The 26,012-nt window shown below is 64.3% G+C and carries 27 protein-coding genes and 2 tRNA genes; 9 read left to right on the top strand and 20 right to left on the bottom strand.

The annotated features are described in order from the left end of the window. Position 1 precedes the first annotated feature (1 nt). The 7 genes from ACFXP9_RS06305 to ACFXP9_RS06275 all read right to left on the bottom strand — a co-directional run bounded on the left by ACFXP9_RS06305 (position 2) and on the right by ACFXP9_RS06275 (position 8,060). Positions 2-346, bottom strand: a complete 345-nt coding sequence (locus tag ACFXP9_RS06305) for a YbaB/EbfC family nucleoid-associated protein (RefSeq protein ID WP_397207384.1) — start codon at positions 344-346, stop codon at positions 2-4. 12 nt (positions 347-358) lie between these two features. Then, positions 359-2,140 carry a DNA polymerase III subunit gamma/tau gene (locus tag ACFXP9_RS06300; RefSeq protein ID WP_397207386.1) on the bottom strand — a complete coding sequence of 594 codons (1,782 nt, stop codon included), beginning with the start codon at positions 2,138-2,140 and terminating at the stop codon, positions 359-361. A 159-nt stretch (positions 2,141-2,299) separates the two neighbouring features. After that, a complete protein-coding gene (locus ACFXP9_RS06295) occupies positions 2,300-3,082 on the bottom strand; it encodes a crotonase/enoyl-CoA hydratase family protein (protein ID WP_397207388.1) in 783 nt (260 codons plus the stop codon). Beyond that, complete coding sequence (locus ACFXP9_RS06290) at positions 3,075-3,938, bottom strand: hydroxymethylglutaryl-CoA lyase (protein WP_397207390.1); 864 nt, start codon at positions 3,936-3,938, stop codon at positions 3,075-3,077. The genes ACFXP9_RS06295 and ACFXP9_RS06290 overlap by 8 nt, the downstream gene beginning before the upstream one ends. Positions 3,939-3,981: 43 nt before the next feature. Beyond that, a complete protein-coding gene (locus ACFXP9_RS06285; protein WP_397207392.1) occupies positions 3,982-5,907 on the bottom strand; it encodes an ATP-binding protein in 1,926 nt (641 codons plus the stop codon). Further along, positions 5,889-6,440: an ASCH domain-containing protein gene (locus ACFXP9_RS06280; protein WP_397207393.1), complete on the bottom strand. Its 552-nt coding sequence runs from the start codon at positions 6,438-6,440 to the stop codon at positions 5,889-5,891. Before ACFXP9_RS06280 ends, ACFXP9_RS06285 begins: the two co-directional genes overlap by 19 nt. Before the next feature lie 15 nt (positions 6,441-6,455). Beyond that, positions 6,456-8,060, bottom strand: coding sequence for a carboxyl transferase domain-containing protein (locus tag ACFXP9_RS06275; protein WP_397207395.1), 1,605 nt, complete (start codon positions 8,058-8,060; stop codon positions 6,456-6,458). A 148-nt stretch (positions 8,061-8,208) separates the two neighbouring features. Between ACFXP9_RS06275 and ACFXP9_RS06270 the strand changes: the two genes are divergently transcribed. Next, positions 8,209-8,823: an OmpW/AlkL family protein gene (locus ACFXP9_RS06270; RefSeq protein WP_397207397.1), complete on the top strand. Its 615-nt coding sequence runs from the start codon at positions 8,209-8,211 to the stop codon at positions 8,821-8,823. A 115-nt stretch (positions 8,824-8,938) separates the two neighbouring features. On the opposite strand, the gene ACFXP9_RS06265 is transcribed toward ACFXP9_RS06270, so the two are convergent. Next, positions 8,939-10,099: an isovaleryl-CoA dehydrogenase gene (locus tag ACFXP9_RS06265; protein WP_397207399.1), complete on the bottom strand. Its 1,161-nt coding sequence runs from the start codon at positions 10,097-10,099 to the stop codon at positions 8,939-8,941. 115 nt (positions 10,100-10,214) lie between these two features. Here ACFXP9_RS06265 and ACFXP9_RS06260 point away from each other — a divergent pair, with 115 nt between their 5' ends. The 3 genes from ACFXP9_RS06260 to ACFXP9_RS06250 all read left to right on the top strand — a co-directional run bounded on the left by ACFXP9_RS06260 (position 10,215) and on the right by ACFXP9_RS06250 (position 12,193). Then, complete coding sequence (locus ACFXP9_RS06260; protein WP_397207401.1) at positions 10,215-10,808, top strand: histidine phosphatase family protein; 594 nt, start codon at positions 10,215-10,217, stop codon at positions 10,806-10,808. Beyond that, the gene (cbiB, locus tag ACFXP9_RS06255; RefSeq protein ID WP_397207403.1) at positions 10,805-11,749 is read left to right on the top strand and encodes an adenosylcobinamide-phosphate synthase CbiB; all 945 of its coding nucleotides are present in this window, start codon (positions 10,805-10,807) and stop codon (positions 11,747-11,749) included. Before ACFXP9_RS06260 ends, cbiB begins: the two co-directional genes overlap by 4 nt. Positions 11,750-11,830: 81 nt before the next feature. Then, positions 11,831-12,193, top strand: coding sequence for an MliC family protein (locus ACFXP9_RS06250; RefSeq protein WP_397210090.1), 363 nt, complete (start codon positions 11,831-11,833; stop codon positions 12,191-12,193). Positions 12,194-12,293: 100 nt separating this feature from the next. Here the strand turns inward: ACFXP9_RS06250 and ACFXP9_RS06245 are convergent. The 5 genes from ACFXP9_RS06245 to ACFXP9_RS06225 all read right to left on the bottom strand — a co-directional run bounded on the left by ACFXP9_RS06245 (position 12,294) and on the right by ACFXP9_RS06225 (position 18,311). Next, positions 12,294-12,369 (bottom strand) — tRNA-Val (locus tag ACFXP9_RS06245). A 50-nt stretch (positions 12,370-12,419) separates the two neighbouring features. After that, positions 12,420-12,845: a universal stress protein gene (locus tag ACFXP9_RS06240; RefSeq protein WP_397207406.1), complete on the bottom strand. Its 426-nt coding sequence runs from the start codon at positions 12,843-12,845 to the stop codon at positions 12,420-12,422. Positions 12,846-12,856: 11 nt separating this feature from the next. Beyond that, on the bottom strand, positions 12,857-15,691 hold the full coding sequence (locus ACFXP9_RS06235; protein ID WP_397207408.1) for a TRAP transporter permease: 2,835 nt from the start codon (positions 15,689-15,691) through the stop codon (positions 12,857-12,859). 146 nt (positions 15,692-15,837) lie between these two features. Next, positions 15,838-16,809 (bottom strand): TAXI family TRAP transporter solute-binding subunit, encoded by a 972-nt coding sequence (locus ACFXP9_RS06230; protein WP_397207410.1) that lies wholly within the window; start codon positions 16,807-16,809, stop codon positions 15,838-15,840. Positions 16,810-16,955: 146 nt separating this feature from the next. Next, positions 16,956-18,311, bottom strand: a complete 1,356-nt coding sequence (locus tag ACFXP9_RS06225) for an aspartate aminotransferase family protein (protein ID WP_397207411.1) — start codon at positions 18,309-18,311, stop codon at positions 16,956-16,958. A gap of 48 nt (positions 18,312-18,359) precedes the next feature. On the opposite strand from ACFXP9_RS06225, the gene ACFXP9_RS06220 reads away from it, so the two are divergent. Together ACFXP9_RS06220 and ACFXP9_RS06215 are read left to right on the top strand one after the other, a co-directional pair. Further along, a complete protein-coding gene (locus ACFXP9_RS06220; protein WP_397207413.1) occupies positions 18,360-18,905 on the top strand; it encodes a carboxymuconolactone decarboxylase family protein in 546 nt (181 codons plus the stop codon). A 63-nt stretch (positions 18,906-18,968) separates the two neighbouring features. Continuing rightward, a tRNA-Ile gene (locus tag ACFXP9_RS06215) sits at positions 18,969-19,044 on the top strand. A 47-nt stretch (positions 19,045-19,091) separates the two neighbouring features. On the opposite strand, the gene ACFXP9_RS06210 is transcribed toward ACFXP9_RS06215, so the two are convergent. The 7 genes from ACFXP9_RS06210 to ACFXP9_RS06180 form a co-directional block, all read right to left on the bottom strand. Then, positions 19,092-20,162 carry a tyrosine-type recombinase/integrase gene (locus tag ACFXP9_RS06210; RefSeq protein WP_397210089.1) on the bottom strand — a complete coding sequence of 357 codons (1,071 nt, stop codon included), beginning with the start codon at positions 20,160-20,162 and terminating at the stop codon, positions 19,092-19,094. Continuing rightward, a complete protein-coding gene (locus tag ACFXP9_RS06205) occupies positions 20,159-20,425 on the bottom strand; it encodes a helix-turn-helix transcriptional regulator (RefSeq protein WP_397210087.1) in 267 nt (88 codons plus the stop codon). Before ACFXP9_RS06205 ends, ACFXP9_RS06210 begins: the two co-directional genes overlap by 4 nt. A 7-nt stretch (positions 20,426-20,432) precedes the next feature. Beyond that, positions 20,433-20,768, bottom strand: coding sequence for a DUF2190 family protein (locus ACFXP9_RS06200; protein WP_397210085.1), 336 nt, complete (start codon positions 20,766-20,768; stop codon positions 20,433-20,435). Between the two features lie 3 nt (positions 20,769-20,771). After that, entirely contained in the window at positions 20,772-20,993 is a 222-nt protein-coding gene (locus ACFXP9_RS06195; RefSeq protein WP_397210083.1) for a phage head-tail joining protein, read from the bottom strand. Further along, positions 20,993-22,732: a prohead protease/major capsid protein fusion protein gene (locus ACFXP9_RS06190; protein ID WP_397210082.1), complete on the bottom strand. Its 1,740-nt coding sequence runs from the start codon at positions 22,730-22,732 to the stop codon at positions 20,993-20,995. The genes ACFXP9_RS06195 and ACFXP9_RS06190 overlap by 1 nt, the downstream gene beginning before the upstream one ends. 102 nt (positions 22,733-22,834) lie before the next feature. Beyond that, positions 22,835-24,178 carry a phage portal protein gene (locus ACFXP9_RS06185; protein ID WP_397210080.1) on the bottom strand — a complete coding sequence of 448 codons (1,344 nt, stop codon included), beginning with the start codon at positions 24,176-24,178 and terminating at the stop codon, positions 22,835-22,837. 4 nt (positions 24,179-24,182) lie between these two features. Next, a complete protein-coding gene (locus ACFXP9_RS06180; protein WP_397210078.1) occupies positions 24,183-24,809 on the bottom strand; it encodes a hypothetical protein in 627 nt (208 codons plus the stop codon). A 294-nt stretch (positions 24,810-25,103) separates the two neighbouring features. Here ACFXP9_RS06180 and ACFXP9_RS06175 point away from each other — a divergent pair, with 294 nt between their 5' ends. The 3 genes from ACFXP9_RS06175 (at position 25,104) to ACFXP9_RS06165 (ending at position 26,011) form a co-directional block, all read left to right on the top strand. Further along, the gene (locus tag ACFXP9_RS06175) at positions 25,104-25,280 is read left to right on the top strand and encodes a hypothetical protein (protein ID WP_397210076.1); all 177 of its coding nucleotides are present in this window, start codon (positions 25,104-25,106) and stop codon (positions 25,278-25,280) included. Between the two features lie 124 nt (positions 25,281-25,404). Beyond that, the gene (locus ACFXP9_RS06170) at positions 25,405-25,581 is read left to right on the top strand and encodes a hypothetical protein (RefSeq protein ID WP_397210073.1); all 177 of its coding nucleotides are present in this window, start codon (positions 25,405-25,407) and stop codon (positions 25,579-25,581) included. A gap of 124 nt (positions 25,582-25,705) precedes the next feature. Then, positions 25,706-26,011 (top strand): 4-fold beta flower protein, encoded by a 306-nt coding sequence (locus ACFXP9_RS06165; protein WP_397210071.1) that lies wholly within the window; start codon positions 25,706-25,708, stop codon positions 26,009-26,011. Position 26,012: the final 1 nt, after the last annotated feature.

The following is a 26,012-nucleotide window of genomic DNA, read 5'->3' as shown; positions in this document are numbered from 1 at the left end:
CTTAAAACGGCATCTTCATGTCGGCGGGCAGCCCCAGATCGGCGGTGACCTTGCGCATCTGTTCCTGCGCCGCATCCTGCGCCCGCTTTTGGGCCTCCTTGATCGCGGCCAGAATCAGGTCCTCGACCACCTCTTTATCCTCGGCGGAAAAGATCGAGGGGTCGATCTCCAGCCCCGTCAGCTCGCCCTTGGCGGTGGCGGTAGCCCTGACCAGACCGGCCCCGGATTCGCCGGTCACGGTCAGATTGTCCAGATCGGCCTGCATTGCCTCCATCCTGGACTGCATGTCCTTCGCGGCTTTCATCATCCTGGCCATATCGCCAAGACCGCCCAAACCTTTGATCATCGTGAACTGTCCTTATTCGTCTTCGAAAGGGTCCCATTCCTCGACCGCGTCAACCGGGCCAAGGGTCTCGGATGCCGCCTCGGGTTCGTCGGGTGGCGGCGGCGGGTGCAAAATGGCGGTGATGCGGCCCTGCGGGAACTGCGCCAGCACCGCCTGCACCAGCGGGTGACGCAGGGCGTCCTGACGCTCGGCCTCTTGCTGCGCGCGGTTTACCTCGGCCAGCGTCTGCCCCCCGCCCGAGGACACCACGCTGACCCCCCAGCGGGTCTGGGTCCAGCCGCGCAGCCGTTCGGCCAGACGCGGGGCAAGGTCGCGGGGGGCGTCATCGGTGGGCTGAAATTCAATCCGGCCGGGGCGATAGGCGGCCAGCCGGACGTGACGCTCGACCTCGACCAGCAGCTTCATGTCGCGCATCCGCCGGATCAGCGCCACCACCGCGTCAAAATCGGGATAGGCCAGCGCCAGCGCCTGCGCGCCCTGCCCGTCACCGACCGCGGCACCGCCCGCCACCCGCTGCATCGCTTGCGCCGGGGCCGGTGCCGGGGCAACCGCCACCACCTGCCCGCCGCGCGCGGCACTGACACCGCCACTGCCGGCAGGCGCATTGCCGCGCGTCATCTCGCCCGCCTGAACCGAGGCCTGAACCTTGCGGATCAGCGCCTCGGGGTCGGGCAGATCCGCGACATGGGTCAGCCGGATGATCGCCATCTCGGCGGCCATCATCGCATTAGGCGCGGCCGAGACCTCCTCAAGCGTTTTCAGCAGCATCTGCCACAGCCGCGTCAGCGCCCGCATCGGCAGACGGGCGGCAATGTCGCTGCCGCGCGTGCGCTCGTCAGGGCTGACGGTGGGGTCGTCGCTGGCCTCGGGGGTGATCTTGACGATGGAAATCCAATGCGTGATCTCGGCCAGATCGCGCAGCACCGCCAGCGGGTCGGCACCATCGGCATATTGGGCCTGCAATTCCGCCAGCGCCGCCGCCGCATCGCCGCGCAGGATCATCTCGAACAGGTCCAGAACCCGGCCCCGGTCGGCCAGCCCCAGCATGGCGCGCACCTGATCGGCCCCGGTTTCGCCCGCGCCATGGCTGATCGCCTGATCCAGCAGGCTGGTGGCATCGCGCGCCGACCCTTCCGCCGCGCGGGTGATCAGCGCCAGCGCGTCATCGGTGATGTCGGCGCCTTCCGCCCCGGCAATGCGGCGCAGCAGGGCAATCATTACCTCTGGTTCGATCCGGCGCAGGTCAAAGCGCTGACAGCGCGACAGAACCGTGACCGGCACCTTGCGGATTTCCGTGGTGGCGAAAATGAACTTCACATGGGGGGGTGGTTCCTCAAGCGTTTTCAGCAGCGCGTTGAAGGCGCTGGTCGACAGCATGTGAACCTCGTCGATGATGTAGATCTTGTATCGGGCCGAGGCCGCCCGGTAATGCACCGATTCGATGATCTCGCGGATGTCGCCCACACCGGTGCGGCTGGCGGCATCCATTTCCAGCACATCGACATGCCGGCCTTCGCTGATCGCGCGGCAATGCTCGCACATGCCGCAGGGTTCGGTGGTGGGACCGCCCTGCCCGTCCGGCCCGATACAGTTCATCCCCTTGGCAATGATCCGCGCGGTGGTGGTTTTGCCGGTGCCGCGAATGCCGGTCATGATAAAGGCCTGCGCGATGCGGTCGGCGGCAAAGGCATTCTTCAGCGTCCGCACCATCGCATCCTGCCCGACCAGATCGGCGAATGTCTCGGGGCGGTATTTGCGCGCCAGAACCTGATAGTCGGGCTGGGTCTCGGTCATGGGCTTTCCTGCGATGGCACCGCGCCAATCTAATCACGCCCCCACGCAGGGGCAACCGCAACCGCCTCGCTTCTGTCCCAAATACCTCGGGGTGAGGGCCGCAGGCCCGAGGGGCAGCGCCCCTTCCCGCCGCCGCGCCCCCCGCGCCCTGCCCGCGAGTCACCCCTGCCAGCGCGGTTTGCGCTTGTCGAAAAACGCCGCGATGCCTTCGGGGGCTTCATCGCCCTCCCACATGTCGACCAGCCGGTCGATGGTCATCCCGATCACCTGATCGTCGATGCGCGGCCCCAGATCGCGCGCCAGACGCTTGGCCGCCGCCACCGCGCCGGGGGCGCATTGCAGATAGGGCGCGACCTCGGCCGCGATGGCCGCGTCCAGATCGGCGGGCGCGACAACGCGGGCCAGCAGGTTCAGCGCGTGCGCCTCTTCGGCGTCGAACAGGCGGGCCGACATGAACACCCGCCGCGCCTTGTCCTCGCCCATGCGGGCCAGAACATAGGGACCGATGGTGGCCGGGATCAGCCCCAGCCGGGTTTCGGTCAGCCCGAACCGGGCGCTGTCAGCCCCGATGGCCACATCGCAGACCGACATCATGCCGATGCCGCCACCAAAAGCATTGCCCTGCACCCGCCCGATCAGCGGCTTGGGCAGCAGGTTCAGCGCGTTCAGCATCTGCGCCAGTTGCCGCGCGCCCGCGCGCCGGGTTGCGGCATCGGCATCCATTTGCTGGCGCATCCAACCCAGATCGCCCCCCGCGCAAAAGCTGGACCCTTCGGCGGCCAGCACCACCACCCGCACCGCCGGGTCGCGGCCAAGCTGGCCTGCGGCCTTTGTCAGTTCGGCCAGCATCTGCGCCGACAGCGCGTTATGCTTGTCAGCGCGCGCCAGCCACAGCGTGGCGACACCACGGTCATCTGCCTTGATGCGGATGGTTTCAAACATCTGCCTTCCCCCCTCGCATGGCGCGGGCCATGTCCGCCGCGCGCGCAATTACCTCCATATCCAGCCCGGTCTGGAAACCGCGCGCGGCCAGATGCGCCGCGACCTTTTCCGTCGCGACATTCCCCGCCGCCCCCGGCGCATAGGGGCAGCCGCCCAAGCCCCCCACCGCGGCATCAAAGACCCGCAATCCCCGCGCCAGACTGGCGTCGATATTGTCCAGCGCCCGCCCCGCCGTGTCATGGTAATGCCCGGCCAGTTGCGCGGCGGGAACATCGTCCAGAACGGCGGCCAGCATGGCGTCGATCTTGTCCGGGGTGGCCTGCCCGATGGTGTCGCCAAGGCTGATTTCATAACATCCCATCGCGAAGAGGCGCGCCGCGACACGGGCCACCTGCCGGGGCGCGGTCGGCCCGTCAAAGGGGCAGTCGGTCACCACGCTGACATAACCGCGCACCGGGATACCATCGGCGCCCGCCGCCTCCATGATCGGGATGAAGCGGTCGATGCTGTCGTCGATACTGGCATTCAGATTGGCGCGGCTGAACCCTTCCGAGGCACTGGCAAAGATCGCCACCTCGTCAACGCGGGCGGCACGGGCCCCTTCATAGCCCTTCAGATTGGGCGTCAGCGCCGCATAGCTGACCCCCGGCACCCGCGCGATGCCCCCCAGCACCTGCGCGGCATCGGCCATTTGCGGCACCCATTTCGGGCTGACAAAGCTGGTCACCTCGATCCGGCGAAACCCGGCACCTGACAACAGATCGACCAGCGCGATCTTGTCCGCCGCCGGGATCAGCCGCGCTTCGTTTTGCAGCCCGTCGCGCGGGCCCATTTCGAAAATCTCGACATGGCTCATGGCCGGTCCTCCGTGTTCGGGGTATTTGGGCAACGAAGAAACGTCATTCGTCGTCATCCTCAAGGCGGATCAGGGCGGCGCCGGCCTCGACCTGATCGCCGTCGCGGGCCAGCACCTCGGCCACGGTGCCATCGCGGGCGGCGGTCAGGGTGTGTTCCATTTTCATCGCCTCAAGCACCGCCAGACGGTCGCCCGCCGCCACGGTATCGCCGGCGCTGACAAAGACCGCCTTGACCAGCCCCGGCATTGGCGACAGCGTCAGGGCCGTGCCGGCATCGTCGCTTTCCCGGTCCAGCGGATCGACCGGGGTCAGGGTCAGCGAGCGCCCGCCAAAGACGCTGACCCCGGCGGCATGACGCACCACGCGGGAACGGCGCGGGCCGCCATCGACCCACCAGCGATCGCCTTCGCGCGCGATGTCGTGGGTCTGGCCGTCAATGGTAACACGGGCGGTGCGGGGGCCGGTGACCTCGATCACCGCGTCGCCGCCATCCCACGCCACGGTGCGGCGCAGGGGCTCCCACAGGGTCATGCCGCCGGGCCGGGCCGGGTCGTCCAGCCCGGCAAGCCCCACCACGGCCAGCGCACGCGCGCGCGGGTCGGGTTCGGCAGCCGCCACCAGCGCGTCCAGATCGCGCCCGATCAGCCCGGTATCGACCTGACCCTGACGAAACCCCGGATGCCGGGTCAGCGCGATCAGGAAATCGACATTGGTGGTGGTGCCTGCGACTTCGGTGTCGATCAGCGCCGTTTCCAGCGCCCGCAGCGCAATGGCGCGGGTGGGACCATGGGTCACGACCTTGGCGATCATCGGGTCATACCACGGGCTGATCGTGTCGCCCTTGCGCACCCCGGTCTCGGTCCGGGCGGTGTCGGGAAAGGCCAGATGCGCCAGCGTGCCGGTGGCGGGCAGAAAGCCCGCGGGCACGTCCTCGGCGTAAAGGCGGGCCTCGAAGGCGTGGCCTTTCAGGGTCAGGTCCTGCTGGCGGGCGGGCAGCGGCTCGCCCGAGGCAACACGCAGCTGCCATTCGACCAGATCCACCCCGGTGACCAGTTCGGTGACCGGGTGTTCAACCTGAAGCCGGGTGTTCATTTCCATGAACCAGAACCCGTCCGGGCGCAGCCCGTCGCGCCCATCGACGATGAATTCGATGGTGCCGGCGCCGCTGTATCCGATGGCCTCGGCGGCGCGCACGGCGGCCTCGCCCATGGCGCTGCGCATCTGCGCGGTCATGCCGGGTGCCGGGGCTTCCTCGATCACCTTCTGGTGGCGGCGCTGCAAGGAACAGTCGCGTTCGAACAGATGCACCGCGCTTTGGCCGTCACCGAAAACCTGCACCTCGATATGGCGGGGCTGCTGGATATATTTTTCGATCAGCACGGCGGGGTTGCCAAAGGCGGTCGCGGCCTCGCCCTGTGCCGATGCCAGCGCGGCGTCGAAATCGGCGGCGCGTTCGACCAGCCGCATCCCCTTGCCGCCGCCGCCCGCCACCGCCTTGATCAGCACCGGATAGCCGATCTGACCGGCCTGCACGGCCAGATACGCCGGGTCCTGATTGTCACCGTGATAGCCCGGCACAACCGGCACCCCGGCCTGCTCCATCAGCGCCTTGGCGGCATCCTTCAGCCCCATCTTGCGGATCGCATCGGCCGACGGGCCAATGAATACCAGCCCGGCGCGGTCCACCGCATCCACGAAGTCGGGGTTTTCCGACAAAAAGCCATAGCCGGGGTGAATGGCCTGCGCGCCGCTGTCCAGCGCCGCCTGAATAATGGCGTCGCCGCGCAGATAGCTGTCACGCGGGGCCGGGCCGCCGATATGGACCGCCTCGTCGGCCATGGCGACATGGCGGGAATTGCGGTCGGCATCGGAATAGACCGCGACCGTCACCACCCCCAGCTTGCGGGCCGTATCCATCACCCGGCAGGCGATCTCGCCGCGATTGGCGATCAGGATTTTTGAAAACATGGCTCCCCCCTGTTGATCGGTTCCGGCCTGGCGGCGCGGATGCTGTCTTCTTCGTTGTCCAAATACCCATGCGGCCCGGCCACCCAGATCAGGCGGAAACGTTCGCACACCAGCGCCATGTCGTCCGAGAACCCGCCATTGCGCTGGAAATAGTCGATATGCCCCTGCCGCCAGTCCGCGAAACCGCCCTCTCCCTCGGCCAGCGCGAAATCCTTTGGCACATCGCGAAAGGCGCAAATGCTGACATCGGTCAGCCGATAGGCCAGCGCGGGCTGATCGCGGTGATCCAGCGCGATCAGCACATCGCCGGTTTGCGGCACCGGCTCGCCCTCCTGACGATAATGCGCCAGCGCGCCGCAGGTCGCGGTCTTGCGGCCCGACCGGATCAGCCCCAGCAAACGGTCCGACAGCGCCGGACTGTCGCCAAAGCGCGTGGTCCGCGCGCCGGGCCAGCGCGCCATCAGCACGGCCAGCCCATCACTGCCGGATGGCAAGGGCGGGCGGTCCGGCGCGGGGGGCAAGGTTACGGGCATCCTGCGGTCCCACCTTTACATGCGGAACACGCCAAAGCGGGTCGGCGCGATTGGCGCGTTCAGGCTGGCGCGCAGCGACAGGGCCAGCACGTCGCGCGTCTTGCGCGGGTCGACGATGCCATCGTCCCACAGCCGCGCGCTGGCGTAAAGCGGGTGGGACTGGCGTTCGAACATCTCGATCGTGGGGCGCTTGAACTCGGCCTCTTCCTCGGGGGACCAGCTGCCGCCCTGACGCTCGATCCCGTCGCGGCGGACGGTGGCCAGAACCCCGGCGGCCTGTTCGCCGCCCATGACGCTGATGCGCGAATTGGGCCATGTCCACAAAAAGCGCGGTGAATAGGCCCGCCCGGCCATGCCGTAATTGCCCGCGCCGAAGGAGCCGCCGACCAGCATGGTGATCTTGGGCACATTGGTCGTGGCCACCGCGGTCACCATCTTGGCGCCGTGGCGGGCGATGCCCTCGTTTTCATATTTGCGGCCGACCATGAAGCCGGTGATGTTTTGCAGGAAAACCAGCGGGATGTTGCGCTGGCTGCACAATTCGATGAAATGCGCCCCCTTGATGGCCGCTTCCGAAAACAGCACGCCGTTATTGGCGACAATGCCCACCGGGCAGCCCTCGATATGGGCAAAGCCGGTGACCAGCGTTTCGCCAAAGCGCGGCTTGAATTCGTCAAAGCGACTGCCATCGACGACCCGCGCGATGACCTCGCGGATGTCATAGGGGGTGCGCAGATCGGCGGGCACCACGCCCAGAATTTCGTCGGGGTCACAGGCCGGGGCCTCGGGCGATTGCCAGACCACGGTTTGCGGCACCCGCCGGTTCAGGTGGCTGACCGCGCGACGCGCCAGCGCCAGCGCGTGGGCGTCATCCTCGGCCAGGTAATCGGCCACGCCCGACAACCGGGTATGGACATCGCCGCCGCCAAGATCCTCGGCGCTGACGACCTCTCCCGTTGCCGCCCTGACCAGCGGCGGACCGGCCAGAAAGATCGTCCCCTGCTCGCGCACGATGATCGTCACATCCGACATGGCGGGCACATAGGCGCCGCCTGCCGTGCAGGACCCCATCACCACGGCGATCTGGGGAATGCCCTTCGCGCTCATCTGCGCCTGATTGAAAAAGATGCGCCCGAAATGGTCGCGGTCGGGAAAGACCTCGTCCTGATTGGGCAGGTTGGCGCCGCCGGAATCGACCAGATAGATGCAGGGCAGATGGCACTGTTCCGCGATTTCCTGTGCGCGCAGATGCTTTTTCACCGTCATCGGGTAATAGGTGCCGCCCTTGACGGTGGCATCATTGGCCACGACCATCACGTCCTGCCCATGCACCCGGCCAATCCCGGTGATCACGCCTGCGCCGGGGGCGGCACCGTCATACATGTCATGCGCGGCGGTGGCGCCGATTTCCAGAAACGGACTGCCGGGGTCCAGCAGGTTGGCCACCCGTTCGCGCGGCGGCATCTTGCCGCGTGCGACATGCCGGTCCAGCGCCCGCGCCCCCCCGCCAGCGGTGGCGGCCTGTGCGGCGGCGCGCACGGTTTCCAGCATCTCCAGATGCGCACGGCGATTGGCCGCGAAAGCATCCGCGCCGGTGATGACCGAGGATTTCAGCTTCATCTGTTCACCTTTCCCCACAGGCTGCCGCCCGGTGGCTGCGGCAAAAATGCCGCAGGTGGCGGATGCAGGCTGCAATTTGATCTGGATCATGTTTGCGGGGGGCGATTCCCGTCACGAAAGTTTCATCATTCGTGAAAGGAGTCCTCCCATGAAAACGCTTTGCATCGCCGCGGCCACCGCCCTTGCCCTGACCTCGCCGGTCATGGCGCAATCGGCGGGTGACTGGACCGTCGGCCTTGGTTTTGGCAGCGTTCAGCCCAAAAGCGACAATGGCACGCTGTCCGCCAATGGCCTGAAGGTCGATGTCGGTGACAATATTCGCCCGACCATCACGGTGGAATATTTCATCCGCGACAATCTGGGCGTCGAATTGCTGGCCGCCACGCCGTTCAAGCATGACGTCAAGCTGGCCGGTCTGGGCAAGGTCGGCACCGTCAAGCACCTGCCGCCGGTGCTGTCGCTGCAATACCACTTTGATGCCGGCAACGGTTTCGCGCCCTTTGTCGGCGTCGGTGTGAACTTTACCGGCTTCTTCAGCGAAAAGACCACCGGCGCGCTGGCTGGCAGCCGGCTTGAGCTGGATGACAGCTGGGGTCTGGCCGCCCATATCGGTGCCGATTACTGGATCAACGAGCGCTCGGCCATCCGCGCTGATCTGCGCTGGATCGACATCGACAGCGACGTCAAGCTGAACGGCCAGAAAATCGGCGAGGTCAATATCGACCCGTTGGTCGTCGGCGCATCCTATGTGATGAAATTCTGACGGCACAAGCCGCAGGACAGGGACAGTCACAGCCGGGCGCATCCCCTTGGGGGTGCGCCCTTTTTCAGGGCGGGCCGGACGGATGGCAGGCATCAGCACCCCCGCGCGCATGGCCTTAAGCCTTGGCCATCAGTTCGCGGCCAATCAGCATCCGCCGGATTTCCGAGGTTCCCGCCCCGATTTCCATCAGCTTGGCGTCCCGGAACAGGCGGCTGACCACGCTGTCATTCAGGAACCCGGCCCCGCCAAGCGCCTGAACCGCCTGATGCGCCTGCACCATGGCCTGTTCGCTGGCATACAGCACCGCGCCCGCCGCATCCTGTCGCGTCACCTTGCCCGCGTCACAGGTCCGCGCGACCTCATAGACATAGGCCCGCGCGGTGTTCAGCGCGACATACATATCGGCCAGCTTGGCCTGCATCAGCTGGAAATTCCCGATCGGCTGACCGAACTGCCTGCGGTCGCGCAGATAGGGCACCACCTCGTCCAGACAGGCGGCCATGATGCCGGTGCCGATGCCCGACAGCACCAGACGTTCGTAATCCAGCCCCGACATCAGCACCCGCACGCCCTTGCCCTCGGCGCCAAGGACGTTTTCGGCGGGCACTTCGCAGTTTTCAAAGATCAGTTCGCCGGTATTTGACCCGCGCATCCCGACCTTGTCGAAATGCGGCCCCTGGCTGAAACCCTTGAAGCCCTTTTCGATGATAAAGGCGGTGATGCCCTTTGACCCGGCCTCGGGGTCGGTCTTGGCATAGACCACCAGCGTGTCGGCATCCGGCCCGTTGGTGATCCAGTATTTATTGCCATTCAGAAGGTAATAGCCATCCTTCTTTTCCGCCCGCAGCTTCATGCCCACCACGTCGGACCCGGCGCCTTCCTCGGACATGGCCAGCGCGCCGATATGTTCGCCGCTGCACAGCTTGGGCAGGTATTTGCGCTTCTGTTCCTCAGTCGCGTTCAGCTTGATCTGGTTGACGCACAGGTTGGAATGCGCGCCGTAAGACAGGCTGATGCTGGCGCTGGCGCGGGCGATTTCCTCGACCGCGATGGTATGCGCCAGATAGCCCATGCCGGACCCGCCATATTCCTCGGCCACGGTGATCCCCAGCAGGCCAAGTTCGCCCAATTCGGGCCACAGCTCGTTGGGAAACGCATTGTCGCTGTCGGTCCTGGCGGCAAGCGGCTTCAGCCGGTCCTGCGCCCAACGATGCACCATATCGCGCAGCGCATTAACGTCTTCGCCAAGGTCAAATTCCATCCCCTGCGTGAACATCGCGGGCCTCCCTCCCGTTTAATCGAACGCTTGTTCATTTGTATGGAACCCGCCGCGCCACAGGTCAAGGGTTTTATGCGTTGACATCGCCCCCGCCGCGCCCAAGATCGCGGCGATGACACCAGACGCCGCCCGCACGCCCGCCACACCGCCCCCCGACCCCCTGCCCGCCGATGCCCGGCTGTGGCTGATCCGCCATGCGCCGCAAATTCACGGCGGGCGGCTGGCCGGGCGGCGCGACGTGGCGGCCGATCTGTCGGATGGCGCGGCGCTGACCCGGCTGCGCGCGGCACTGCCGCTGGCGGCGCCCTGCTGGACCAGCCCGGCACGGCGCTGCCTGACCACGGCGCGCGCATTGGGGCTGGCCCCGCGATTGCAGCCGCTTTTGTGGGAACAGGATTTCGGCGCATGGGAAGGCATCCCGTTTCAGGATCTGCCCGATATCGGTCGCCTGCCCCTGCCCGAACTGGCCGCCCATCGCCCCCCCGGCGGCGAAAGTTTTCACGACATGGCGGCGCGGGTTCAGCCGCAACTGGCCCGCGCCAGCGGCGAGGTCATCGTCACCGCCCATGCCGGCACCGTTCGCGCGGCGCTGGCATGGGTCGCGGGCGATGCGGCGCTGGGTTTTGCGGTGGCGCCGCTGTCGCTGACCATCCTGCGCCGCGATCACGGCATCTGGTCGGTCGAGGCGGTCAACCGGCTGCCATGACCGACTTGTCGCATCTTGCCCTGACCGCGCTTGTGGCGCTGGCGCTGGACGCGCTGATCGGCTGGCCACCGGTGCTGTATGCGCGGCTGTCGCATCCGGTGGTCTGGGTCGGGGCGCTGATCGCGGCGCTGGACCGGCGCCTGAACCGGGGCCGCGCGCGCATTCTGCGCGGGGTGGTGCTGGTGGTGCTGGTTCTGGCGGCGGTGCTGGTGCCGGTGCTGGCGCTGGGGGCGCTGTTGCCGCCGGGCTGGCCGGGGGCGGTGCTGGCCGGGCTGTTGGGCTGGCCGCTGGTGGCGGCGCGGTCGATGCATGACCATGTCGCCGCCGTGGCCCGCCCGCTGGCCGGCGCAGACCTGCCCGCCGCGCGCCATGCTGTGTCGATGATCGTGGGCCGCGACACACGCAACGCCGACGCCCCGGCGATTGCCCGCGCGGCGCTGGAAAGTCTGGCCGAAAACGCCAGCGACGGCATTTTCGCGCCGCTGTTCTGGTGCGCGGTGGCGGGGCTGCCGGGGCTGGCGGCCTATAAGGCGATCAACACGATGGATTCGATGATCGGCCACCGCACTGCGCGTTACGAACGCTTTGGAAAAGCCGCGGCGCGGCTGGACGATCTGGTCAATCTGGTGCCGGCGCGGCTGTCGGCGGGGCTGTTTGCGCTGGCCTCGGGGTGGCGGGCGGCGGCGGCGCTGGCGCTGGCATGGCGGCAGGCCGGACAGCACCGTTCCCCCAATGCCGGCTGGCCCGAGGCCGCGATGGCCGCCGCGCTGGATGTGCGCCTGTCCGGCCCGCGCAGCTATGGCGACGCGGTCAGCGCCGAACCCTGGGTCAACGGCAACGCGCCCGACCCCGGCGCCGCCGATCTGTCGCGCGGGCTGGCACTGTTCCGCCGCGCCTGCTGGCTGGCGGCGGCGGCGCTGGCACTGATGGCAACCTTGTGAGCGCCCGGCATCCGGCACCCCCGTTCCCTTGCCGCGCAAAGCCGCCTAAACTGCCGCGTCTGACCCCAACAGGAGCTGCCGATGCATCTGCCCGCCCTTGCCCGTCTTGTCCTGCCGGTCCTTGCCCTGCCGGTCCTTGTCCTGACCGCCTGCACCCCCGATGACCCGGCCAGTGCCAGCGACCCGCGCCGCGAAACGCATCTGGTCTATCGCTGTGATCAGAACCAGCGGCTGGAGGTCAGCTTCGCGGGCGATGGCGAGACGGCGACGGTTCTGAAACCGGACGAGGTGGTGCCGATGCTGCGCGTGGCCTCGGCCTCGGGGGCGCGGTTCAGGGCCTCTGACCCGCGCGACAGCCGGTTGCTGGATACGAAGGGCCGGACGGCGACCCTGTATGCCGGGGCTGACCGGGTGCTGCTGGCCAATTGCGTCACCGCAAACTGAGAGCGCGCACAAAAGAGATCGCGATACCCCGCAGGCTGGGGGCTGAAACGCCAGACCCCGCCTTGCGGCGGGGTCCAAAGCCATCAGCGCGATGCTGTGGTGGTGGGCGGTGAGGGACTCGAACCCCCGACATTCTCGGTGTAAACGAGACGCTCTACCAGCTGAGCTAACCGCCCGCGCCACGCGGCGGGACATAGCCATCCGCCGCGCCGGGTTCAAGCCCTTTTCAGCGCACCACCAGCACGCTGATCGGGGAATGATGCACCACCCGGTCCGCCTGAGAGCCGACGCGGAAAGTGCGCAGCTGGTCAGGCCGCTGCGAGGCCATGACGATCATCTGCGCGCCGGTTTTCCTGGCCATTTTCAGGATGGTTTCCGCGACATGGCCGTGGCCGACATGGGTCTTGACTGTGACATCGCCGCCGACCTCGCGCGCGACGAAACTGCCCAGATCGGCCTTCATCGCCTCGAGCGCCTTTTTCTCGTATCCCTTGGGCAGATAGCTGGCCACCCAGGCATTGCCGACATCGTGGACGATGCCCAGAAGGTGCAGCCGCCCCCCCGGCGCCAGCAATTTCAGCGCCATGGGCAGGGCATCTTTCCAGCTGACCTCGTGTTGCAGGTCAATGGGCAGCAGAATGTCGTTCAGCATGTCTTGTCCTTTCATGCCGTCAGGGCGTCAGGGTCGCGCCGGCCGGTGGCGGCGATCCGGCTGCGCTGCAACCAGATCACCAGCGCCAGCAACAGCGCGGCAGGGATATACATCAGGTATTTCGACGGGCCGGGCGCGGGCATCTTGACGGCCAGGATCTTTTGATCCCAGTCCAGCCCCGCCTTTTGCGCCGGGCTGTCAAAGGCCGCGTCATCGACGATGGTGTCATCGCCATCCTGCGCCACCGACAGGCCAAGCGCGGCCATCCGTTCGGCACCGCTGGCGCCTTCGGGAACCTCGATCTGGACCGATTTTTCCACCGGATCACCCACCGCGTTCAGCCCGGAAATGCGCAGGCGCATCATCTCGCCGGGTTCGGCATCGCCAAGCGCCTGTTCGATCTGTGCCGGGGGCACCTGATCATAGGGCGCATAGATCATGTCCATCCAGAAGCCCGGACGGAACACGGTAAAGGCCACCAGCAGCAGCAGCGCCGTTTCCCAGATCTTGTTGCGGGTCAGGAACCAGCCCTGCGTTGCCGCCGCAAACAGCAGCATCGCCATGGTCGCGGTGACAAAGATGAACACGCCGTGAATCACATCGACATCAATCAGCAACAGATCGGTGTTGAAGATGAACAGAAACGGCAGCGCCGCCGTGCGCAGGCTGTAGAAAAAGGCCACAACCCCGGTCTTGATCGGGTCGCCCCCCGACACCGCCGCCGCCGCGAACGAGGCCAGCCCCACCGGCGGCGTCACATCGGCCATGATGCCGAAATAGAACACGAACAGATGCACCGCGATCAACGGCACGATCAGCCCGTTCTGTTCCCCCAGGGTCACGATGACCGGTGCCAGCAGCGCCGAGACGACGATATAATTCGCCGTGGTCGGCAGCCCCATCCCAAGGATCAGCGACAGGATCGCGGTCAGCAGCAGCATCACCATCAGGTTGCCGCCCGACAAGACCTCGACCACATCGGCCAGCGCGGAGCCGACGCCGGTCTGGCTGACGGCGCCCACGATGATACCGGCGGTGGCGGTGGCAATGCCGATGCCGATCATATTGCGCGCCCCGGTGATCAGCCCGTCGATCAGGTCGCCAAAGCCGCCGCGGAATTCATGCGCGTAATCGCCGGTGCCGCGCATTGCCGCCATCAGCGGGCGCTGCGTCAGCAGGATAAAGATCATGTAAGCCGTGGCCCAGAAGGCCGACAGGCCCGGCGACAGGCGGTCGACCATCAAGGCCCAGACCAGCACGATCACCGGCAGCAGGTAATACAGCCCCGCCCGGATGGTCGGCCCCGGCAGCGGCAGCCGGGTCACCGGTTCGTTCGGGTCATCCATTTTCAGCGGTGCCTCGCGCGAGGCGACCCACAGCAGCGCGACATAAGCCGCCGTCAGCAGGCCAAACACCACATAACCGGCATTGGCGCCAAAGGCCGGGCGGATCCAGCCCATCGTCGCCTGCATCAGATAGCCCAACAGGCCGATGCCGACCACGCCGAACAAAAAGCCCATGATCCGGCGCGTCCACGGCCCCGGTTGATAGGCGCGCGGCAGACCCTGCATCCCGGCCTTCATCGCCTCAAGATGGACGATATAGACCAGCGCGATATAGCTGATGGTGGCCGGCACAAAGGCGTGTTTGACCACGTCGAAATAGGGAATGCCGACATATTCCACCATCAGGAAGGCAGCAGCCCCCATCACCGGCGGCATGATCTGGCCATTGACCGAACTGGCGACCTCGACCGCGCCGGCTTTCTCGGAGCTGAAGCCCACCTTTTTCATCAGCGGAATGGTAAAGGTGCCGGTGGTCACCACATTGGCGATGGACGAGCCAGAGATCAGCCCGGTCATCGCGCTGGACACCACCGCCGCCTTGGCCGGCCCGCCGCGCATATGGCCCATCAGGCTGAACGCCACCTGAATAAAGTAATTGCCCGCACCCGCCTTATCCAGCAGCGCGCCGAACAGCACGAACAGGAACACAAAGCTGGTCGACACCCCAAGCGCGATGCCGAACACGCCCTCGGTGGTGATCCACTGGTGGTTTACCACCTCGGACAGGTTGTTGCCTTTGTGGGCGATGATCTCGGGCATGTAAGGCCCAAGGAAGGTATAGACCAGAAACACCGAGGCCACGACCATCAGCGCCGGGCCAAGGCTGCGGCGCGCGGCCTCCAGCAACAGCAGCAGGCCGATGACCGAAACGACGTAATCCTGCATGATCGGGGCGCCAACGCGCTGACCGATTTCGCGATAATAAGCAAAGATATACAGCGACGACAGCGCCGCCACCACGGCCAGCGCCCATTCCCATGGCGGCACCCAGTCCTTGGGGCTGCCAAGCAGAATGGCCACGATCACCGCCAGACCTGCCAGGGGAATCCACCAGGTGTCGATGCCCTCTTTGGCGCCGCCCATGAACAGCACCACCATCAGCGCCGGAACCCCGATGGCCAGCGCCAGCTGCACCGGGCTGCGTTCGGCGGGATAGGCCATATAGGCCAGAAAAAGCGCAAACCCCAGATGGATGGCGCGGGTTTCGGTGTCGTTCAGCACCCCCCAGCCGACCATGAACGGGATGGGCGAGGCGATCCACAGCTGAAACAGCGACCAGCACAGCGCCACGATCAGGATGCTGCGCCCGACCCAGCCCGAAGGCGTGCGCGCGCCGGTATCGGACGAGGCGACCAGCTCGTCCAGCTCATCCGCGGACAGGCCGCCATGGCCTGCGGCGGCTTCCTCGACGGCGGCGGCCTGAAACTGGTGGGGATGATGCGCGCGGGGGTCGTCGTGATGCGGCCCGCCCTTGCGATCATCCGTGTTTGGATCACTCATCTGTGGCCCTTTCCCTGAGATGGCCATTTGGCTGGCCAGTGTTCTTTGTGCCGATTTTGACGAAAAAGGCCGCAGCCCGCAAGGCCGCGACCCCATTGGTCACGCGTGGCGGGCAGCGGCACCATGGCGCCCCTGCCCCGGCCAGATCACTTGATCCAGCCTTTTTCGCGGTAATATTTCTCGGCGCCGGGATGCAAGGGCGCGGACAGGCCCTGCGTCACCATGTCCTCGGGGGTCAGGTTGGCAAAGGCCGGGTGCAGGGTCTTGAAGCGGTCGAAATTGTCGAACACCGCCTTGACCACGGCATAGATCTGATCGTCAGGCACATCAGCCGAGGTCACCAGCGTGGCCTTGACGCCGAAGGTTTCGATATCCTCGTCCGTGCCCTTATACATGCCGCCCGGAATGGTGGCCTTGGCGTAATAGGGGTTGTCCGCGATCAGCTTGTCGATCTCGGGACCGGTGACGGTGACCAGATTGGCATCCACGGTCGAGGTCGCCTCCTGGATCGAGCCATTGGGATGGCCGGCGGTATAGGTGATCGCGTCGACCTTGTTATCGCCAAGTGCCGCGGCCTGTTCGGCGGGCTTAAGTTCCGACGCCAGCGAGAAATCGCCCATGGACATGCCAAGCGCCTTCAGCACAACCTCCATCGTGCCACGGGTGCCCGAACCGGGGTTGCCGACATTGACGCGCTTGCCTTTCAGGTCAGCGAAATTCGCGACCTTGGAATCCTTGCGCGCGACGATGGTGAACGGCTCGCCATGGATCGAGAAGATGGCGCGCTGCTTGTCGAATTTCTTGTCGCCTTCAAATTCCGGCACATCGCCGTGGAAAGCGTGATACTGCCAGTCGGACTGGGCCACGCCCATGGTCATGTCACCGGCCTTGATGGCGTTGATATTGGCAATCGACCCGCCGGTGGACGGCGCGGTGCATTTGATCCCGGTTTCGGCGGTTTCGCGGTTGACCAGACGGCAGACCGACTGACCCACGACGTAATACACGCCGGTCTGACCGCCGGTGCCGATGGTGATGAATTTCTCTTCGGCGGCGCTGGCCTGACCGGCCGCCAGCGCCAGAACGGCGCCCATGACCAGGGGGGAAAACTTGGACATGCGTCTCTCTCCTTGTTGGGTCCGGCCTTTGGGGGCCGGGTTCTGGCACTTACGGTAACGCCTTGCGCGGAATTGGCAACGCGCAATGACCTATCTTTTTTTGGTCTTTTAAAACAGACTATTGCAGAAAAATCCCAGAAATCATATCAGGTCAGTGGCGAATCGGACCCGGCAAACACATCGTCGAAAGCCAGTTCCAGCTTGTCCAGCAATTCCCCGATCTGCGCATCGCTGATGATAAAGGGGGGCGCCAGCAACAGGTGATCGCCCTGCCGGCCATCAATCGTGCCAGACATGGGGTAACAGATCAGCCCATGCGCAAAGGCCGCCGCTTTCAGCCGCGCGGCAACCTTTTGCGCCGGGTCAAACGGGGTTTTGCTGTCGCGGTCAGCCACGAATTCGATGCCGCGAAACAGCCCGCGCCCGCGCAGATCACCCACATAAGGCCGGTCGCCGAAACGCTCGGCCAGCCCCTGCGCCAGCACCGCGCCCTGCTGCCGCACCCGCGCCAGCAATCCGCGGTCCAGAATGGCCGAAACCACCGCCAGGCCCGCCGCAGCCGCCACCGGATGCCCCAGATAGGTATGGCCATGCTGGAAAAACCCCGACCCGCCCGCTATGGCGTCATAAATGCGCGCGCTGGCCAGCATCGCACCAATCGGTTGATATCCCGCCCCCAAGCCCTTGGCGATACAAACGATATCCGGGGCAATGCCATCCTGTTCACAGGCAAACAACGTGCCGGTGCGGCCCATGCCGCACATGACCTCATCCAGAATCAACAGAATATCATATTCATCGCATATCTTTTTGATTTCGTGAAAATACCCCGGCGCTGGCGGCACAGCACCGGCGGTCGCCCCCACCACCGGTTCCGCGATAAAGCCCATCACACTGTCGGGACCAAGCCGTTCGATTTCGTCGCGCAGGGCGCTGGCGGCGCGGCGGCCATAGGCCTCGGGCGTTTCGCCGGGCTGGCTGTCGCGATAGGCGTAACAGGGCGCGATATGGCTGACATCGGCCAGCAGCGGCGCGAATTGCGCCCGGCGCCATTCATTGCCCCCCGCCGCCAGCGCCCCCAGTGTATTCCCGTGATAGCTTTGCCGCCGCGCGATCAGGTGCCGCCGCTGTGGCTGGCCGCGTTCCAGCCAGTATTGCCGCGCCAGCTTGATGGCCGATTCCGTGGCCTCGGACCCGCCGCTGACGAACCAGACCCGGTCCAGCCCCGCAGGCGCATGGGCGATCAGCAGATCGGCCAGCGCTTCGGCCGGTTCGCTGGTGAAAAAGCCGGTATGGGCAAAGGCGATCTGGTCCAGCTGCGCCTTGATTGCCGCCGTGACCTGCGCATCGCCATGGCCAAGGCAACTGACCGCCGCCCCGCCCGAGCCATCCAGCCAGCGCCGCCCGGTCTTGTCGATGATGTAACAGCCCTCGCCCGCCACGGCGGTGGGCAGATCGGCGTGACAATTGCGGCCAAAAACATGCGAGGAAGAACGGGACATGGGGCGACTCGGCTGTTAGGTTTGCACAACAGATCCAAGGGTGCGCCGATGACAGATGATTTCCAACCCCTGACCGACGCCGACTGGCCGCCCGCCATTGACGACCTGCGGCAGGGTTTTGCCGGCGGGCTGAATGTCTATCGCGTCATGGCCCATCACCCCCGACTGTTGCGCGCCTGGACACCGCTGCGCCAGCATGTGGTCATCGACAGCGCCCTTGGCCCACAGCGGTCCGAGGTGGTGATTCTGCGCACCGGCTGGCATATGGGGTCAGACTATGAATGGGGTCAGCATGTGGTGCGCGGGCGCAAAACCGGCCTGTCGGATGACCGCATCGCCGCGCTGCGCGGCCCGCTGGACCAGATCAGCGGCGACGACGCCGTGCTGGCCCGCGCCGTGGATGACCTGATCGGCCAGCGCCGCCTTTCGGCCCGCAGCATGGCCGATCTGCGCGCCCTGACCGGCGATGACGGGATGTTCGACCTGATCGCGACGGTGGGGTTTTATGCGACGCTGGGATATATGCTGAACAGCTGTCACACCCCGCTGGATGACGACATCGCCGCCGATCTGCGCGACCACCCCGCACCCTGAGCGCGCCCACTGCCCCTTGCCGCTTGACCCGGCAGGCCGATTTGCCTAACCCAATGCGGCAACGGGCCTGTAGCTCAATGGTCAGAGCAGGGCGCTCATAACGCCTTGGTTGGGGGTTCGAGTCCCTCCGGGCCTACCATCCCCGCGCCAGTCGCATTTGTTTTCAGGTGCTTACGCGGCATTTTGTCAAACCTGTCCAGCGGGTTTGACAATTTTTGTTCTCTCTTCGTCCGCTGCAAGCTGCCTTTTCAGGGCTTCACGGGCGAGTCCGAGACGGTCGGCAGCCTGAATGTAGGTCTGCACTTCCTTGAGATTCTTGTGGCCAGAGATAGCCATGATCTGTGGCCCGGTGCATCCGGCCTCGGCCAAGCGACGGCAAGCCGCCTTCCGCAAGCCATGTGCCGAAAGCCCATCGGGCAGCCCGGCTTCCGTCACCCGGTCCCGAAACCAGTTCCCAAACCCAGCCACGGCAAAGGGCTTCCCGTATTCGGTCAGAAGGAACGTCATGTTCTTCTTGGGCAGCGCGTCCAGTGAAGCCCGAAGAACGGGGTGCAGCGGGATTTCAACCTCGGTTCCGGTCTTGGACTGGCGAAGGGTAAGCACCCCATCCCGAAGATGCTGCCAGCCCATGCGCACAACGTCAGCCCGGCGCTGCCCGGTGTAAAGCATGAGGTCCAGCGCCAGCCGGGCGCGGCTTCCGGTCGGGTGTTTATCGTAATACTTCTGGATTTCAGCCTCGGTCCAGGTGCGGTAGCCCGATGATCCGGTGCGCAACTTGCGAATGCCCACGGTCGGGTCATCCGGGCGCATCCCGGTTTCAACGGCATGGCGCATCAGAATCTTGATTGACTTGAGCCAATTGTTTGCAACGGCGGGCCGATCTGCCAGCTTGGCTATGATCGCCTTGACGTGTTCCCGTTTCAGCTTCGCAACTGTCTTGTCGCCGTGCTGTTCACGAAAGGGTTCAATAGTGCTGCGATAGGTCCGCTGCGTGATCGGCTTGAGGTTGAGGAATTCCGCTGAGCGATAGTAGCTGACGACAAGCGCAGCAACGGTGCCGGGTGAGGTCTTCGCGGCCCCTGCCCCTTCCGTCTGCACCCCGCCCTTGGTGGCAGCCTCATATGCCGCCATGAATTCTGGACTCCACGGCAGGCCGGGTAGCGCAACACGGTCAAAGCCGGGACGGCGGAAATACCAGCGCGACCGCCCGTGACGATCGAGGAAGCCTTGGCAATACTTCGGGGGCTTGCGCATCATCGCAGCACCTCATTCCATTCGTTACCTGTGTCGACACTCTCCGTCGACACGCCGTCCCCCGGCAAGCAGTCAATTGCAGCGTCCAGCGCCCGCACGTCCCACAAGACGCGCCCAAAGACCTTTTTCGGGCCGGGCATCATCCGTTCAAGCCGCAACTTGTCGAAGGTAGTCGGGGACACCCCGGCATAGGCTGCCGCTTCCTCGCGCGACAGCAGCCGCGCGGTGGGAAGAGGCAAGACCTTATGAGGTGCCGGGGTGACCATGGTCGCCTCAGAACGCGCCGCTCAGGCGCACCTTGACGGTGCCGGTGCTGGCAGCAACAGACTCGATTGCCACGCCCAGCTTGGTGTTGCCGCTGGCAGTCGAGGTGACGAGTCCGTTGCCCGAGTTGTAATAGACCGGGACGCCCGGCCTCGCGTAGGCTTCGCTGGCAACCTTGGGCAGTTCCCAGACGCCGCCACAGGCCACGTCGACCTTGCCGCCGATTTCCGCGCTGCCTTGCGCCACGCCGATGATGGAACCGGCTTGGACAATACCGCCCGAGACAACCGCCACAGGGGCGGCAATGGTGATCGTGTCACCCTTTTGAACGTAATTCTTGGCCATGTTTCAGAGACCTTTCGAGGTTTGGAATTGAACGGTGGACGGGCGATGACCGCCCGTCAGATTGCGGATTTCAGCGTCCAGGCTGGCGAGTGCAGCGGAAAGTTCCGTGTGGGAGCGGTATTTCACCAATTCCCCGCTACTGTCCTGCACCATGAGAATGCCGTTCCATTTGGCCTCTGCCAGCCGGTCACGCCATTCTTGGAATTGGGCGAGGGTCACGGCCATCACGATTCCTCGGAACGGAACGCGCCGCGCCAGTCGAGCCAACCGCAGCCGAAATCGAGGAAGGCCCGGTATTTCAGTCCGAGAGTATCCCACGCCTCTTGCCGCTGAATCTGGACGCCCTGCGCCGCGCTCAGATAGGCATACTGGATCGAGGGAACGGAAGCCGGGTCTGCCAGCAGATACCACGCATCGCCGGTCAGGCGGGGTTCCACGACAAGGGTCAGCTTGATCGGCTGCACGTCATCCGTGGTCGCGGCGTAGATCGTCGCCAGCAGCTTTTCCGCGTCCGTTTCCAGATCGGGCGAAACCACCAGATACTTCGGCACGGCATTGATGATCGTCTTACCGTCCAGCCCCTTCACGGTGCGCATATGCTTGCGGGCAGCGGTCAGGGCAGCTTCCGACAGGACAGGCAGCGCCCCCGCCGCCGTGTTGCCGCGCGAGGCATGGAACACCGGCTGCCCGTCGCTGAGGTTCGGGTTGCCGGTCAGCAGCGCCACCAGTTCCTCAGCCTCAGTCTGTGCAGCGGCTTGGCCCATCGCGGCAGTCATGTCGCCAAGGAGTCCAAGGTCATCGTCGATCAGCAGCTTGCGGCTGATGTTGATCGCGCGACCGAAGGTCTTGAGCGCCATCGTCTCGCCCGCTTCGGCGCGGTTCGTGTGGGTGAATTCGCCGTCTTCGGTCATTTCCTCAAGACGCCCCATTTCCCCGATGCGGATCGAGGTCGACGTTTTGAAGTTCGGCAGGGTGCGTTGGCGGGCCAGAGCCTTGAGCGGGCTTTCGGCAGCCTGATAGGCTTGCGCCGCGACCTTGCCCATGGCGTTCGACACAACCAACGGGAAGTCACTGGTGCCAAGGCTGCGATGGAAGATTTCATCGCTGGACATGCCACGGGTCGACACGCCGGAACGGGTCAGGGAGTCGGATGCGAGGTCACGCAGCGACATGCTGACATATTCGCGGCTGGCGTCGGGCAATTCACCACCAGCCATGCGGAAGGCCAGCGCATCGGCGGCACGGGTCTGCACCTGCGCCGGATCGTCATTGCTGCCCGTGACGCGGATGCGAGGAACAGCGGTGCCGCGCTTCTGCATTTCATCGAAGGCAGCGGCGCGAACGGCAGTCAGATCAGCATCAGCGTCAATTTGAGCATCAGCCCAATCAGCAGACAGATTTGCCGCGCGCGCAATCGTCCGCACTTCGGCGCGATACTGCACCGGGTCTTTTTCGTTTTCATCAAGGGGCATAGTGGCCTCATTTCGGAAGGTTGAACCTGGGTCAGCAGGCAGGGGAACGGCGCTTACTTCAAAGATTGACCACGCCGCCGCCGAACGGACGCGGGTTTTCGTTTGCTGGTCCGTCCCCTCAGACCAGCGGGTAACTTTGTAGCCAACGGAAACACCTTTCAGCGTTCCTTCCCGGATGCGTTCGACCACGGGCTGAGCATCAGCCGCGCCACTGAGTCGAATAGATGCGACAAGCTGGCCCCCTTCCATCCGGTGCCCGGTCACGGTGCCGATAACGTCGCGGGCAGAGCCGTTGCGGTGCCCATCAAGGACGGGTGCCCCGATCAGTCGCGACAGGTCCAACCCGGCAGGGTCCAGCCGTTCAACATAGGCCCCGCGCGCATCACGGCGGGTCACGTCTGCAAAGGTGGAAATGACGGCATCAACCGTCAGCCCATCAGCATTGAAGGACTCGGGCTGAAAATCGGCGGCACGGTGCAGAATGGCGTTCATTGGGTTTCCTCTTCGATTTCCCAAGGTGCTGGCGGCAGGGTCACAGGCTTTTCGGATTCATTGGACAGGGCGCGGGACCAGCCCTTGCGCCATTTGATCGGCTTAGGCTTTTTCATCGCTGCCCCCGGCTTGCTTTTCAGCGGCAATTTCCGCGTCCAGGTCATCGAGGTTCCAACCGCGTTCTGCGACCGCCTTGCGGCGCGATGTCAGCCCGGCATCAAGTTCGGCAATCGTCGCGTTGATGTCTTTCAGCGGGTCAACTTGCAGATGTTTCGGCGGCAACCAGTCGGCAGTCAGATAGGCAGCCGGGTTGCGCTCGAAATCCGGTGCATCCAGATCGCCAGACAACACGCCATGCGCGATCACCTTGCGCCAGACGGGGGCAAGAAACTGCGGCACCAGCACACCATACTGAATCTGTTCAACGCGGGTGCGGAAGGGCAGCAGCCCCGCCCGCAAACTGGAATAGTTCGCCCCGGTCAGATCGCCCGAAAGCAGATGATCGGGCAGCCCAAGGCCAGCCGCCAACTGCCGCAGATTCAGTTTCAGGAAGGCTTCCACCTGCTGCAACTGGCCCGGCGTGTTGAATTTCACGTCTTGGCCCATGCCAAGCCTGCGCAGCGCGCCCGGTTCAAGGCTCACGTCGCCTTGATCGTCATAGGCATCAGCCGTGCCGTTCAAATCGGTAATGAAGCCGGTATGCATCGCGGCAACCTTGGCCCCGACAAGCAGCGCATCGCACAACTGATCGAAATCACCCGCTGGCAGGATCACAGGTGCCAGCCAAGACACACCCCGCACCTGTCCCGGTGCCAGCGGCTTGAAGACATGCAGCACCGATCCGGCATCAACCCGGACGCTTTGCGATTGGGCGAACAGGTTGCCGGGCTTCTCGGGCACGATCCAATAGGCCAGCCGCTTGCCGTTCGCGTCCAGTTCCACGCCCGAGAAGATGGAACGATCATCCGACAGTTCGCCGGTCTTGGATTCGTCCAGAAGATCGCTGGGGATGATGCGCAGGCGCGGCCCGTCTTCGGTATCGAGGATCAGAGCAACTGATTCACCAGCCTTGACCATCGCGTCAGCAAGAACCGCTTGTTGGCCCCAAAAATCGCTGCGGCCTTCTGCATCTGAATCAGAAGCCCAATTTTCAAAATAAGCATTGATCGCCTTACGCTGTGCCGGGTCGGTGTGTTTTGAGGTCGGCACGATCCCGGCCCCGACAAGCGCGCCGGTCCAGTTGGCGCAAGCCTGATTCAGCCACGGATTGTTATGTGCCAGATAGGCAGCGCGCGACCGCAGCGACGGTGCAGCCGCCGCAACCTCTGGATTGATCCGCCCGAATTGGCCCCTGCCAGAGGCGCGACGGCCCCCGGCTGCCCCGTCGAAAGAGCGAACGCGGGCGGGTTCGGCCTTCCGGGTGCGAAAACGGTCCAGAATACCCATGCTGTTACTGCCGTTCTTTCGACAACCGGCGAATGACCGGCACAAGCAAAGCATCCAGATTCACCTGCACGGTAACTTGGTGCTGCATTGTTGGGGTGATTTCGTGACGCCCGATTACCGGGTCGCCGTTCTGGATCAGATCGCAAATCGCAACCCGGTCGCCGGTCTGCTTGTCGCGCCAGATTTCCATCATGAAAGCCCAGCTTTCGCCCCGAGAGACGCCGTAAATCGCGCGGTCAATCGGGTGACGGGGTTTGTGCGCTTGACCGGGGGCGATGTATTTCAAATCGCGTTCTTCGGCCCGCTGCGACCAAGCATAGAGCGCCCAATGGGCTTCCCGCATGATATGATGATCGCTGATTCCGGCATCCTGCAACGCGCTCAGCACAATCGCCGCGCCTGCGTCGGAAAACTCATAGATATTCGGCTGTGTTGCGCGGCCCGCTTCCCGCACATGGATCAGCGTCAACCCGTCACCCTTCGCAGGCTTAGCGTAGATTTTCACCCGCGCATGGGCAGTCGGATAAGGGATTCCGCCCTCTGCGATGCAGTTAGAAATGTCCTTGATCTCGAAACGCGGCCCAACGGGCGCATACGCGAAAAGGGGCTTGGCGGTGTCTTTGTCGCTCATGGAGTGATTCCTTGGACTGCTGTAACTGTCCAGGCTCTTATGACACGATTCGATTACTAGAGTCAATAACTCTTGTTGTCCGCCCCGCGACGTGCTATCAAGACGGCGGTAAGAAGTGTTGATGCCGAATCGGGCGGGTGATCGCCCCGTTCAAACAGACTGAGATTTGCGCGACTGGATTCGTTCTCCACAGCGCGCAAATGCCGGGTTTTGTCCTTTCCCGGCTCTAGGGCAACTGGGCTTGATTCCACCCAGTTGCCCTTTTTTGTAGAAGCTACAGAAAGGAAACTTCCTATGAGTAAAAAACTGACCAAAAAAGAACTTCGCGCCACCCAATTCCTTGTGGAAGCGATGCGGGGTAATGGTATTCCGTATGAAACCGCCGTCGATATTGTCGGGATGCGACTGACCCATCTGCGCAAGTTCTCTATTCAGAATGTGGAAAAGGTATTCAGCTATCTTTACGCCTAGGTGTGAAATCACTTCTGACGTGATTATCACGCCAGAAGTGACAATTTATTCAATAAAAACAAAAGATTGACTCGTTTTCATGCCGATGTATGGTCGGTGCATCTGAAACCAAAAGGAGTGCCAAATGACTTATACACAGCAATGCGAATATGGCCGCGAAATCGCAGCAAGCGCCGTTGCCGAATGTCTCGAAACCGGCAATCAGCCCAAATTAGTGCGCATGATCCGCGACATGGCGGCACAGGATACCGGTGTTTCCATCGGCTTCCTGCACTCGATTGCGGAACGGGCTGCGAAATGAACTACTGCTTGGGATTAAAGGCGGCGCAGCAACGTGCCGCTTTTCTCCTTCTGATGATCTTGAACGGAGCACTAGCGCACATTATCTTGTGCCAAGCAGGGGGCAGCATACCAAAGAGGGTAAAATGAGCGATCTATACACTTGGGGCGGAAAATATGTTGGGTTCGTCGTGAACGGAAATCTATTCGACCGCAATGGCAGCTATCGCGGATGGATCGAGGGCGATGGCAAAGCATGGGACGATCAAGGGCGATACTTGGGAAGTTTGGTAGAAGGCAATTACATCATGCGCAGTCAAATGGCAGTGCCACCAATCCCGCGCATTCCTCGTATTCCTCCGATTCCTCCCATACCCCAGATGCCAAGAATGAACCGCATAGGGCGTATACCGAAACTCGGATACGACGACGCGCTCGAACATTTTGCCTGAC

It is taken from the genome of Paracoccus jiaweipingae (assembly GCF_044335505.1).
Lineage (GTDB): Bacteria > Pseudomonadota > Alphaproteobacteria > Rhodobacterales > Rhodobacteraceae > Paracoccus.
This window is presented reverse-complemented; position numbering and strand designations above follow the sequence as displayed.

Excerpts from the sequence above, each read along its gene's own strand:
- ACFXP9_RS06305 (WP_397207384.1), bottom strand. The coding sequence starts at position 346 with ATGATCAAAGGTTTGGGCGGTCTTGGCGATATGGCCAGGATGATGAAA.
- ACFXP9_RS06300 (WP_397207386.1), bottom strand. The coding sequence starts at position 2,140 with ATGACCGAGACCCAGCCCGACTATCAGGTTCTGGCGCGCAAATACCGC.
- ACFXP9_RS06295 (WP_397207388.1), bottom strand. The coding sequence starts at position 3,082 with ATGTTTGAAACCATCCGCATCAAGGCAGATGACCGTGGTGTCGCCACG.
- ACFXP9_RS06290 (WP_397207390.1), bottom strand. The coding sequence starts at position 3,938 with ATGAGCCATGTCGAGATTTTCGAAATGGGCCCGCGCGACGGGCTGCAA.
- ACFXP9_RS06285 (WP_397207392.1), bottom strand. The coding sequence starts at position 5,907 with ATGTTTTCAAAAATCCTGATCGCCAATCGCGGCGAGATCGCCTGCCGG.
- ACFXP9_RS06280 (WP_397207393.1), bottom strand. The coding sequence starts at position 6,440 with ATGCCCGTAACCTTGCCCCCCGCGCCGGACCGCCCGCCCTTGCCATCC.
- ACFXP9_RS06275 (WP_397207395.1), bottom strand. The coding sequence starts at position 8,060 with ATGAAGCTGAAATCCTCGGTCATCACCGGCGCGGATGCTTTCGCGGCC.
- ACFXP9_RS06270 (WP_397207397.1), top strand. The coding sequence starts at position 8,209 with ATGAAAACGCTTTGCATCGCCGCGGCCACCGCCCTTGCCCTGACCTCG.
- ACFXP9_RS06265 (WP_397207399.1), bottom strand. The coding sequence starts at position 10,099 with ATGTTCACGCAGGGGATGGAATTTGACCTTGGCGAAGACGTTAATGCG.
- ACFXP9_RS06260 (WP_397207401.1), top strand. The coding sequence starts at position 10,215 with ATGACACCAGACGCCGCCCGCACGCCCGCCACACCGCCCCCCGACCCC.
- cbiB (WP_397207403.1), top strand. The coding sequence starts at position 10,805 with ATGACCGACTTGTCGCATCTTGCCCTGACCGCGCTTGTGGCGCTGGCG.
- ACFXP9_RS06250 (WP_397210090.1), top strand. The coding sequence starts at position 11,831 with ATGCATCTGCCCGCCCTTGCCCGTCTTGTCCTGCCGGTCCTTGCCCTG.
- ACFXP9_RS06240 (WP_397207406.1), bottom strand. The coding sequence starts at position 12,845 with ATGCTGAACGACATTCTGCTGCCCATTGACCTGCAACACGAGGTCAGC.
- ACFXP9_RS06235 (WP_397207408.1), bottom strand. The coding sequence starts at position 15,691 with ATGAGTGATCCAAACACGGATGATCGCAAGGGCGGGCCGCATCACGAC.
- ACFXP9_RS06230 (WP_397207410.1), bottom strand. The coding sequence starts at position 16,809 with ATGTCCAAGTTTTCCCCCCTGGTCATGGGCGCCGTTCTGGCGCTGGCG.
- ACFXP9_RS06225 (WP_397207411.1), bottom strand. The coding sequence starts at position 18,311 with ATGTCCCGTTCTTCCTCGCATGTTTTTGGCCGCAATTGTCACGCCGAT.
- ACFXP9_RS06220 (WP_397207413.1), top strand. The coding sequence starts at position 18,360 with ATGACAGATGATTTCCAACCCCTGACCGACGCCGACTGGCCGCCCGCC.
- ACFXP9_RS06210 (WP_397210089.1), bottom strand. The coding sequence starts at position 20,162 with ATGATGCGCAAGCCCCCGAAGTATTGCCAAGGCTTCCTCGATCGTCAC.
- ACFXP9_RS06205 (WP_397210087.1), bottom strand. The coding sequence starts at position 20,425 with ATGGTCACCCCGGCACCTCATAAGGTCTTGCCTCTTCCCACCGCGCGG.
- ACFXP9_RS06200 (WP_397210085.1), bottom strand. The coding sequence starts at position 20,768 with ATGGCCAAGAATTACGTTCAAAAGGGTGACACGATCACCATTGCCGCC.
- ACFXP9_RS06195 (WP_397210083.1), bottom strand. The coding sequence starts at position 20,993 with ATGGCCGTGACCCTCGCCCAATTCCAAGAATGGCGTGACCGGCTGGCA.
- ACFXP9_RS06190 (WP_397210082.1), bottom strand. The coding sequence starts at position 22,732 with ATGAACGCCATTCTGCACCGTGCCGCCGATTTTCAGCCCGAGTCCTTC.
- ACFXP9_RS06185 (WP_397210080.1), bottom strand. The coding sequence starts at position 24,178 with ATGGGTATTCTGGACCGTTTTCGCACCCGGAAGGCCGAACCCGCCCGC.
- ACFXP9_RS06180 (WP_397210078.1), bottom strand. The coding sequence starts at position 24,809 with ATGAGCGACAAAGACACCGCCAAGCCCCTTTTCGCGTATGCGCCCGTT.
- ACFXP9_RS06175 (WP_397210076.1), top strand. The coding sequence starts at position 25,104 with ATGAGTAAAAAACTGACCAAAAAAGAACTTCGCGCCACCCAATTCCTT.
- ACFXP9_RS06170 (WP_397210073.1), top strand. The coding sequence starts at position 25,405 with ATGACTTATACACAGCAATGCGAATATGGCCGCGAAATCGCAGCAAGC.
- ACFXP9_RS06165 (WP_397210071.1), top strand. The coding sequence starts at position 25,706 with ATGAGCGATCTATACACTTGGGGCGGAAAATATGTTGGGTTCGTCGTG.